Annotated in this window: 11 protein-coding genes; all 11 read right to left on the bottom strand. The window is 31.1% G+C overall.

From position 1 onward, the window contains the following. Positions 1-57: 57 nt before the first annotated feature. A complete protein-coding gene (locus tag QVZ41_RS11490; RefSeq protein WP_302884724.1) occupies positions 58-498 on the bottom strand; it encodes a DUF4268 domain-containing protein in 441 nt (146 codons plus the stop codon). A gap of 1 nt (position 499) precedes the next feature. Beyond that, positions 500-1,081 carry a MiaE family protein gene (locus tag QVZ41_RS11485; protein WP_302884723.1) on the bottom strand — a complete coding sequence of 194 codons (582 nt, stop codon included), beginning with the start codon at positions 1,079-1,081 and terminating at the stop codon, positions 500-502. After that, positions 1,068-3,278 (bottom strand): SulP family inorganic anion transporter, encoded by a 2,211-nt coding sequence (locus tag QVZ41_RS11480; protein ID WP_302884721.1) that lies wholly within the window; start codon positions 3,276-3,278, stop codon positions 1,068-1,070. Before QVZ41_RS11480 ends, QVZ41_RS11485 begins: the two co-directional genes overlap by 14 nt. Before the next feature lie 4 nt (positions 3,279-3,282). Next, the gene (locus tag QVZ41_RS11475; RefSeq protein WP_302884720.1) at positions 3,283-4,116 is read right to left on the bottom strand and encodes a universal stress protein; all 834 of its coding nucleotides are present in this window, start codon (positions 4,114-4,116) and stop codon (positions 3,283-3,285) included. Between the two features lie 37 nt (positions 4,117-4,153). Next, positions 4,154-4,594 (bottom strand): hypothetical protein, encoded by a 441-nt coding sequence (locus tag QVZ41_RS14565; protein WP_338140802.1) that lies wholly within the window; start codon positions 4,592-4,594, stop codon positions 4,154-4,156. A 170-nt stretch (positions 4,595-4,764) separates the two neighbouring features. Further along, the gene (dnaX, locus tag QVZ41_RS14560; RefSeq protein ID WP_338140801.1) at positions 4,765-5,853 is read right to left on the bottom strand and encodes a DNA polymerase III subunit gamma/tau; all 1,089 of its coding nucleotides are present in this window, start codon (positions 5,851-5,853) and stop codon (positions 4,765-4,767) included. A gap of 344 nt (positions 5,854-6,197) precedes the next feature. Further along, positions 6,198-7,514, bottom strand: a complete 1,317-nt coding sequence (gene rimO, locus QVZ41_RS11465; RefSeq protein WP_302884719.1) for a 30S ribosomal protein S12 methylthiotransferase RimO — start codon at positions 7,512-7,514, stop codon at positions 6,198-6,200. A 77-nt stretch (positions 7,515-7,591) separates the two neighbouring features. Continuing rightward, complete coding sequence (gene ftsY, locus QVZ41_RS11460; RefSeq protein ID WP_302884718.1) at positions 7,592-8,545, bottom strand: signal recognition particle-docking protein FtsY; 954 nt, start codon at positions 8,543-8,545, stop codon at positions 7,592-7,594. Positions 8,546-8,646: 101 nt separating this feature from the next. After that, positions 8,647-8,799, bottom strand: a complete 153-nt coding sequence (locus QVZ41_RS11455) for a DUF4295 domain-containing protein (protein ID WP_302884717.1) — start codon at positions 8,797-8,799, stop codon at positions 8,647-8,649. Positions 8,800-8,807: 8 nt separating this feature from the next. Further along, complete coding sequence (gene rpmG / locus QVZ41_RS11450; protein ID WP_302884716.1) at positions 8,808-8,990, bottom strand: 50S ribosomal protein L33; 183 nt, start codon at positions 8,988-8,990, stop codon at positions 8,808-8,810. 28 nt (positions 8,991-9,018) lie between these two features. After that, entirely contained in the window at positions 9,019-9,258 is a 240-nt protein-coding gene (gene rpmB, locus QVZ41_RS11445) for a 50S ribosomal protein L28 (RefSeq protein ID WP_073122502.1), read from the bottom strand. Positions 9,259-9,289: the final 31 nt, after the last annotated feature.

Below are 9,289 nucleotides of genomic sequence, written 5' to 3'. Positions count from 1 at the left end.
CATATAATCCTCCATAAAACAAAAAAGAGATCTACTATATTAGTCTCCTTTTTTATTTTAAATCACAGCCTGGCGAATGTAATCTTCGTATTCATCCCAAAATAATTCGAATTTTGGCATTGTACGATTGAAGAAAGCATAACAATCTGCCCAAGTGTCTTTATTATGTATGCTAAACTTTTTTTGATGCACTATATATATACGACTGATTAACTTGCCATTTTCTAAAGTATACTCTTTATCAAAAATAACTTCTGGTAAATATTCTGACTCAATAATCTTTTTTAAAGAAAGTATTTGATCAAATAAAAGTTCTCTTTGTATCTCATCAGAAGACTCAATATCTAAAGTTACTTCTGCAGTTTTTCTATCAGCAACAAACTTAAATCCAAAATCTTTGATCTTTGTATTGTACAAAAGCCATTTTCTGGGAAAGGACTTTCCGTAACTAACCCAAAATTCTTTTCTGATTTTTGCTGACTCTTCTCTACTGAACATGTTACCCGTGTATAGATTCTTTGGTTCCTAGTCCTTTCATCAATTTGGCTTCATACTCTAATAAAGCTTGCCATTTTTCATCAACCTCAGTTCTGTCTCCATATTGACGTGCAAAATTTAAAAACAAAGTATAATGATTGGCTTCAGAAACCATTAAGTCTCTATAAAATTTAGCCAATTCTTTATCTTCTAAATTTTCTGATAACAAACGAAATCTTTCACAACTTCTTGCCTCGATTAATGCTGCATATAAAAGACGATGGACCAATTGAGTAGTTCTACTCCCTCCTTTTGGAAAGAATTTAATCAAATCCATTACATATTCATCCTTTCTATCTCTACCCAAAACCACTCCTTTCTTAATAAGTCTATCGTGAACCAATTTAAAATGACTCATTTCCTCTTTTACCAAGGCAATCATTTCTGTAACCAAATCTGTGTATTCTGGAAAACTTACAATTAATGAAATAGCTGTTGATGCTGCTTTTTGTTCGCAATGTGCATGATCTATTAAAATTTCATCAATATTTTTTTCTGCAATATTTACCCATCTTGGGTCTGTTGGTAATTTAAGCCCTAGCATATTTCTCTTTTATTAATTTTTCAAAACGCAATCCAAAATCTATCATTGCTTTTACTTCTTTAACACTTGCCAATCTTTCTTTCTTAAAAATTAACAATCCTTGTTTATTTGATTCTATATGATAATAATTATTGCTTTCTAAAAACAAAATAACATCATCTGTAAAGAATTTTAAAACTTCTTCTTTATTGGTTCCTGACAAATAAAATCTTTTATCAAAATCTGAATGGTTTGGAATTTCAATATCAGAAAATTCTGTGTATTGTTTTACAAACTCGAACAAACCTTCTTTATCTAAGGTGAATTCTGGAATTTGATGTTCCATAGTGATGTGAAACATGGTGGATCTTATTAATTGACGGGCAATAAAAGCTCCCTCTGTAAAAACAACATCAAATAATGTATCATTTTTGTTTTGTAATAAATTTTTAGTTGCCTGAATTTGTCTTGTCTTAAAATAAGTAAACTCAGACATCAACCCAATAGATTCTTCTGTGTATGGAATGTATTTCCAACCAAAATCTTTTGCTACAATTTCTAAATTGGTTTGACGTTTGGTTAAACTAAAACCTTTTGTTTTTAAAGATCTTTGTATCATTCTTCTTGAAGCAAAAGGATGTGTTGTTTCTGTACCGTGCAAATCTAACCCAACAACTTCTAAATTTCCATATTTGGCTTCAAATTTTTCTACATAAGTATTCATATTTTCCATTACAGTATTGTCAACAAATCTACATCTAGAAAAATCGACGACTACATTTTCTGTTTCTGGAATTAAATTCAGTTTATTTTTTAACCTAAAAAAATTTAAAAACGAACTAAAACTCTTAACACTTACATAATAACTTCCGTCTGTTTCTTTAAACATTAAAACATTTGGTTTTAAAATATTTCTAAAAAACAACACGATGTCTTTATTCATCATAACATGTGCTATAAATGTTGCTAGAATTCCCGCAAGAATCCCCATAATCAGACTCGTAAAAATAGTTGTTAATAAAGTAATGATGAAAATGATTAACTGATCTTTTCCTACCCTACTTACCGAGAGTAAGTTTGACGGAGCCGCTAATCTATAACCCGTATATACCAATATAGCTGCCAAAGCCGACATAGGAATCATGTGTAATTGCTTTTGAAATAACAACAAAAACACTAATAAAAAAACAGCATGAAAAAAATTAGATGTTCTATTAGTTGCGTTGTTATTTACATTTACAGAACTCCTTGCAATAACAGTAACTACATTTAAACCGCCTAAAAATCCACTCACCATAGTTGCCAATCCCAAAGCTTTTAAATCTCTATTAACATTTGATCTTCTTTTTAAAGGGTCTAACAAATCCACCGCTTTTATACTCAATAGAGATTCTATGCTTGCTATTAATGTAATGGAAACTACTGCTGCTAAAAATTCAAATTTATAAATGATATTAAAATTTGGAAAAGCAAGACTTGAAAACACATCTTCTGGAATGCGAATTAACCATTCTTCATCAATGGGATGTTCTTGTTTTAAAACAAGTTGATAATAATAACTCATTCCAACCGCAAAAAAAACAATCCACATAGGAGCAGGGATCAACTGAAAATATTTATTTCTAATTTTGGCATGAAAAACCATGATGGCCAAGCTGACCAAACCTGCTATTCCTGCATAAAAAAAGTTATGATCATTGGTCGTTATAAAATGTTGTATGGTTTTTGGAATTTCTATAAGTAATTCAACCAAGCCACCATCTTCATGCGTATTACCCAACATCACATGAAATTGTTTGGCAAAAATTCCTACTCCAATAGCTGCCAACATTCCTTGTATGGCAGTTGATGGAAAAAAATCACTTAAAATTCCTAATCTTAAAAAACCCAATAAAATCATAATAACACCAGAGCACACAATAGCAGCAAGTGTATACATATATCCTAATTGCAAATCGCCACCTCCTAAAGTTGTAATGGAAGTTAGTAAAACTACAACCAATCCATTTCCAGGCCCTGTAATAGTCACTTTTGATCCACCAAAAATAGAAACTATAATTCCACCAACAACAGCTGCAATAATACCCGATATAGGTGGAGCTTCTGATGCCAATGCCAAACCTAAACCTAAAGGCAATGCAATTAACGAAACCACAAATCCAGAAAAGATATTCTGAGGAAGTGTTTCCATAAAATTATTTACTTTTTTTACTGGCATACGATTATTTAACAATTAACACATCTGTAGGTAATTCTGATAAAATAAAATCCAAATCATCCATCATAAACTTTTGAAAGATTCCACTTTTTTTGGGAATATCCATCACCAATAAATCAGCACGTACCACTCTGGCGTAATGGCCAATTGCATAACCACTACGACCAAAAATACTTTGTAACTTGACTTCAATTCCTTTTTGATATTCCTCAGAAATATTAGCTATTATTTTTTTGATTCTTAAATCTTCTTGATGCGTTTTTCTTTCGTAATTAATGGTTGCTTTTCTTAAAGATCTATCGTCATCAACCTTTAGTCCTTCGTTTGCAATTTCTTCTACAATCGTTATTTTTTTTGATGATAAACCTTTTGCAGTGTAAAATGCAGTAGCAATGGTATTTTCAGAACTTTCAGACTCCAAACCATTGACAACAATATGCTTTTTTACAAACTCTACTTTTGATTGATTTCTTAAAAGTAAAACAGAACATTTAACTTTTCTAGTAAGTTTTTTTGCAACAGTACCAATATAATGTTTAAAAATATTTTCTCTTTGTTGCGCTCCTAAAATCAATAAATCAATTTGATTTTCTTCACAAATATAAGATAGGACTTCTATAGGTTTTCCTTCTTTAAAGACAAATTCTATTTCTCCAGTAAAATTAAAATCTTTAACAATTTCATTTAACTGTCTCAATTTAGATTCGTCAGAAGAACCAATATGAACCACATATAATTTTGCATCGAAGAAAGTAGCAAATCTGCAAGCCTGAAAAATATTGACTTTTAAATTTGGTGAAAAAGCTGCACCTACTAAAATTTTATTAAATTCTTGCAAAGGATACTGTTTTGAGCTTAAATATAAACAATCAACTTTAGATATCTAATCCAAATTTTGTTTTTAATAACATCACGTCAGGATTCGATTCTACTAACTTTTGAAACTTTTCTTGTGGTGTATAGATATACTTTTTTACCTCTTCTTGAAGCACTTCTGTTTTTACAACAATTCCGTAATTATTTAATTCCTCTCTTAAATAATTTAACAACTTAGGTCTAATTACTCCAAACTGATCTTCCATCAACTTGTTAGGTAATGCAAAAATAATTTGATTGTTTTTTAGCATTGGTTTATTTGCATTAATGATAGAAGCCATATTTAGCTCTCCTTCTACCTGCAATAAATTTCCAAAATTAGCCCATTTTTCTACCAGAGTAATTTCTGAAAAAGGGGTTTTAGGTTTGTCGCTCAAATCTTCATCTGTAGCTACATAATCTAAATCTGTTAATTTTGAATGGATATTTTTTAAAGACAATGCAGATGCTCTTCTTCGCCTTGAAGCAGCAGCGGCAATGGTAGGAGTTGGTTTTGAAACTGTTTCTTTACTTACCTCAACTTCCTTTTTCTGAATTTGTGGAGCGGTTGCTTTTTTATCAGTTTGTTGACTGGAAGCAGAAATATGAGTTCTGAAAAAAGTAGCAGGAATTATGAAGTTACTGCTTTTTTTTTTACATCACTAAAAGTAATAGAAGCCAGTTGCATTAAGCAAATTTCAACCAATAATCGTTGATTTTTACTAGCCCTATATTGCATATCACATTGATTTGCTTTATCAATAGCCTCCATTAAAAATGATAATTCGGCTTTATTTGCTTGTTCTAAATATTGTTTTTTTGCATTGTCTCCTACCTCTAATAAAGAAATAGTGGTATTGTCTTTTGCTACCAACAAATCTCTAAAGTGAGAAGCCAATCCATTAATAAAATGTTGCCCATCAAAACCTTTTGATAAAACACTATTAAATTCAACTAATACTTCAGGAATTTTATTTTCTATTAACAAATGAGTTACTTTAAAATAAATGTCATAATCTAAAACATTTAAATTTTCGGTAACCGCTAATCTTGTTAAATCTTTTCCTGCAAAACTGATGACTCTATCATAAATAGAAAGTGCATCACGCATGGCTCCATCTGCTTTTTGAGCAATTACGTGCAAAGCATCATCCTCTGCCGTAACTCCTTCTTGATCTGCAATTCTTTTTAAATGCTCTTTGGCATCTAAAACTGTAATTCTTTTGAAATCAAAAATTTGACAACGAGATAAAATCGTTGGAATGATTTTATGTTTTTCTGTAGTTGCTAAAATAAAAATAGCATGTGCTGGTGGCTCTTCTAATGTTTTTAAAAAAGCATTAAAAGCTGCTTGAGATAACATGTGTACCTCATCAATAATATATACTTTAAATTTTCCTACTTGTGGCGGAATACGAACCTGATCTATTAAAGACCTAATATCATCTACAGAATTGTTTGAGGCAGCATCTAATTCAAAAACATTAAATGCAAAATCATCTTCAACTTCTGCTCCTGTAGCTTGTTCGTTTATTTTTTTTGCCAAAATACGAGCACAGGTTGTTTTTCCAACTCCTCTTGGACCTGTAAACAGCAAAGCTTGTGCTAAATGATCGTTTTTTATAGCATTTTCTAGCGTATTGGTAATGGCTTTTTGACCAACCACATCCTCAAAAGTAAGAGGTCTGTATTTTCGTGCAGATACTATAAATGGATTCATAAATATTTTTTGATGTTAGCAAATATACCTATTTGATAGCTTGTAGACAAAGTAGATAATAAAGAAAAAGTGATAAAAAAGAAAAAACCCAGCCATAAGACTAACAAACTTATGAACTGGGTTAACTGTTTAACATTATCTGTTATTTAAAACAACATTTTAATTTCTACCCCTAAAAATTAAGATGTATAATGCAATTATAAATACCTACCCCTAAATATTTATGCTTCAAATATACAAAGCATTATTTTTATAGCAATGAAAAAAACAAAAAAAGTTAAATATTAAACTAAAATGGTATGTTTTTCTTCAAAACCTTTATTTAAAAAGGCTTGTCAAGACTATTAGGGACGAACTGGTTCTCCATATAAATCAAAGTCTCCTGCTTCTAATATCTTAATATCGATAAACTCTCCTGTTTTAATATAGAATTTACTAGCCTCAACCAATACCTCATTATCTACATCTGGTGAGTCCTGTTCTGTTCTACCAATAAAATACTCACCTTCTTTTCTATCAAAAATACATCTGTAGGTATTCCCAACTTTTTCTTGATTTAACTCCCAAGATATTTGAGCTTGTAACTCCATAATCTCAGCTACTCTTTCTTCTTTCACCTCTTCAGGAACATCATTCACCAAAGTCGCTGCATGCGTATCTTCTTCATGAGAATAAGCAAAAACTCCCAAACGCTCAAAACGCATCTCTTCAACCCAAGCTTTTAATTCTCGAAATATTTCTTCAGTTTCTCCTGGATACCCAACAATTAAAGTCGTTCTAATTGCCATTTCTGGAACATGATTTCTGAACTCCTTCAATAACTTATTGGTTTTTTCATAAGTAGTTCCTCTACGCATAGATTTTAAAATCTCTGTGTTGATGTGTTGTAAAGGAATGTCTAAATAATTACAAACCTTAGGTTCTGATTTCATCACATCTAAAACATCTAATGGAAAACCTGCTGGGAATGCATAATGTAAACGAATCCATTCTATTCCTTCAACCTTTACCAACTCCTTTAACAAATCAGCCAAGTTTCTTTTTCCGTATAAATCTAATCCATAGTAAGTTAAATCTTGAGCTATTAAAATCAATTCTTTAATTCCACTCGCTGCTAATTTTTCAGCCTCTGTGACCAAATCTTCAATTGGAGTCGATTTGTGTTTACCTCTCATTAATGGAATGGCACAAAATGAACAAGGTCTATCACAACCTTCTGCAATTTTTAAATATGCATAATGTTTTGGAGTGGTTGTTAATCTTTCTCCAATTAATTCATGCTTATAATCTGCCTCTAAAACCTTTAATAAGTTTGGTAAATCTTGCGTACCAAAATATTGATCAACATTAGAAATTTCAGCTTCTAAATCTGGCTTATATCTTTCAGACAAACACCCTGTAACATATACTTTATCTACCAATCCAAGTTCTTTTTGGTTGGCATAATGTAAAATAGTGTTTACAGATTCTTCTTTAGCTTTTCCTATAAATCCACAAGTATTGATGACTACAATATTCCCTTCATCATTTTCATCTTCATGTACTACATCTTTTCCGTTGGCTTTTAATTGCCCCATTAAGACTTCAGAATCATAAACGTTTTTAGAACACCCCAGTGTTACTACGTTTATTTTATTTTGCTTTATTGTTTTTGTGCGCATTTATTAGTTATTAGTTGTTAGTTTCTAGTTGCTGGTTTAAAATTCTAAAAACGAACCACCAACAACAGACAACTAAATTATTTAAAGAAAGAATCTACAAATTCAAATTTGTTGAACACTTGTAAATCATCTATCCCTTCACCCACTCCAATATATTTTACTGGAATTTGAAACTGATCTGAAATACCTATAACTACTCCTCCTTTTGCAGTTCCATCTAATTTAGTCACCGCCAAAGCAGTTACTTCAGTTGCCAAGGTAAATTGTTTTGCTTGCTCAAATGCATTTTGACCTGTTGATCCATCTAAAACCAATAACACATCATGTGGAGCATCAGCCACCACTTTTTGCATCACACGTTTTATTTTTGTCAACTCAGTCATTAAATTGATTTTATTATGTAAACGTCCTGCCGTATCGATAATTACTACATCCGCATTTTTAGCCACAGCAGATTTTAAAGTATCGTATGCAACAGAAGCAGGATCTGATCCCATATCTTGACGAACAAGAGGCACATCAACTCTATCTGCCCAAACCTGTAATTGATCTATGGCTGCTGCTCTAAAAGTATCTGCAGCCCCAAGAACTACATTCAACCCTTTCTTTTTAAATTGTGCTGCCAGTTTACCAATGGTCGTAGTTTTACCAACTCCATTTACTCCAACCACCATTAAAACATAAGGTTTTTTGTTTTCTGGAATTACAAAATCTGTTGCATCTTCTCCACTTGTTTCTGATAACAAACCAGCGATTTCTTCTCTAAGAATTAAGTTTAATTCGTCTGTACCTAAATACTTATCACGATCTACTCTTTCTTCAATTCTTTCTATAATTTTTAATGTGGTATCTACCCCAACATCCGAAGAAATCAAAATTTCTTCTAAATTATCTAAAACATCATCATCCACTTTAGATTTTCCTGCTACTGCTTTAGACAGCTTTGAAAAAAAACTAGTTTTAGATTTTTCTAAACCTTTGTCTAAGGTTTCTTTTTTATCAGAAGAAAATATTTTCTTAAAAAAACTCATATTTTATTTATTTACACTTGTTACAACACGAAAGCGTTAAAATACAAAAAAAGCTACTCTCATGATTGAAAGTAGCCTTTGTATATAAATTTTACAAAAAATTATTTTTTTGCAAAAAAGTCTTTTACTTGCTCTGGGTCCATAATAGCTTCAACAAAAGTATAAGCTCCAGATTTTGGAGATTTTACCATTTTGATAGCTTTAGACAATCTTTTAGAACCTGTCTGTAACGATGCTACTGATTTCTTTGCCATATCCTATATTATTTAATTTCTTTGTGAACTGTCATTTTCTTTAAGATTGGATTAAATTTCTTAATCTCTAATCTATCTGGAGTATTCTTCTTGTTTTTAGTTGTAATGTATCTAGACGTACCTGGTTGACCAGATGTCTTGTGCTCAGTACATTCTAAAATAACTTGTACTCTGTTTCCTTTTTTTGCCATCTCTATATATGCTTTTTATAAGAAAAAATTATTTAACTAAAAATCCTTTTTCTTTTGCTTCTTTAATTACAGCAGAAATACCTTTTTTATTGATATTCTTTAACGCAGCAGTAGATATTTTTAATGTAATCCACTTATCCTCTTCAGGGATATAGAAACGCTTTGTAATTAGGTTAGCGTTAAATTTTCTTTTTGTTCTATTTAATGCGTGAGAAACATTGTTCCCAACCATTGCTTTTTTACCAGTAAGTTCACAAACTTTAGACATCTCGTAACAGTTTTAATTTAATTCTAAACGG

This window comes from Wenyingzhuangia gilva (assembly GCF_030519655.1).
GTDB classification, from domain to species: Bacteria; Bacteroidota; Bacteroidia; order Flavobacteriales; family Flavobacteriaceae; genus Wenyingzhuangia; species Wenyingzhuangia gilva.
This window is presented reverse-complemented; position numbering and strand designations above follow the sequence as displayed.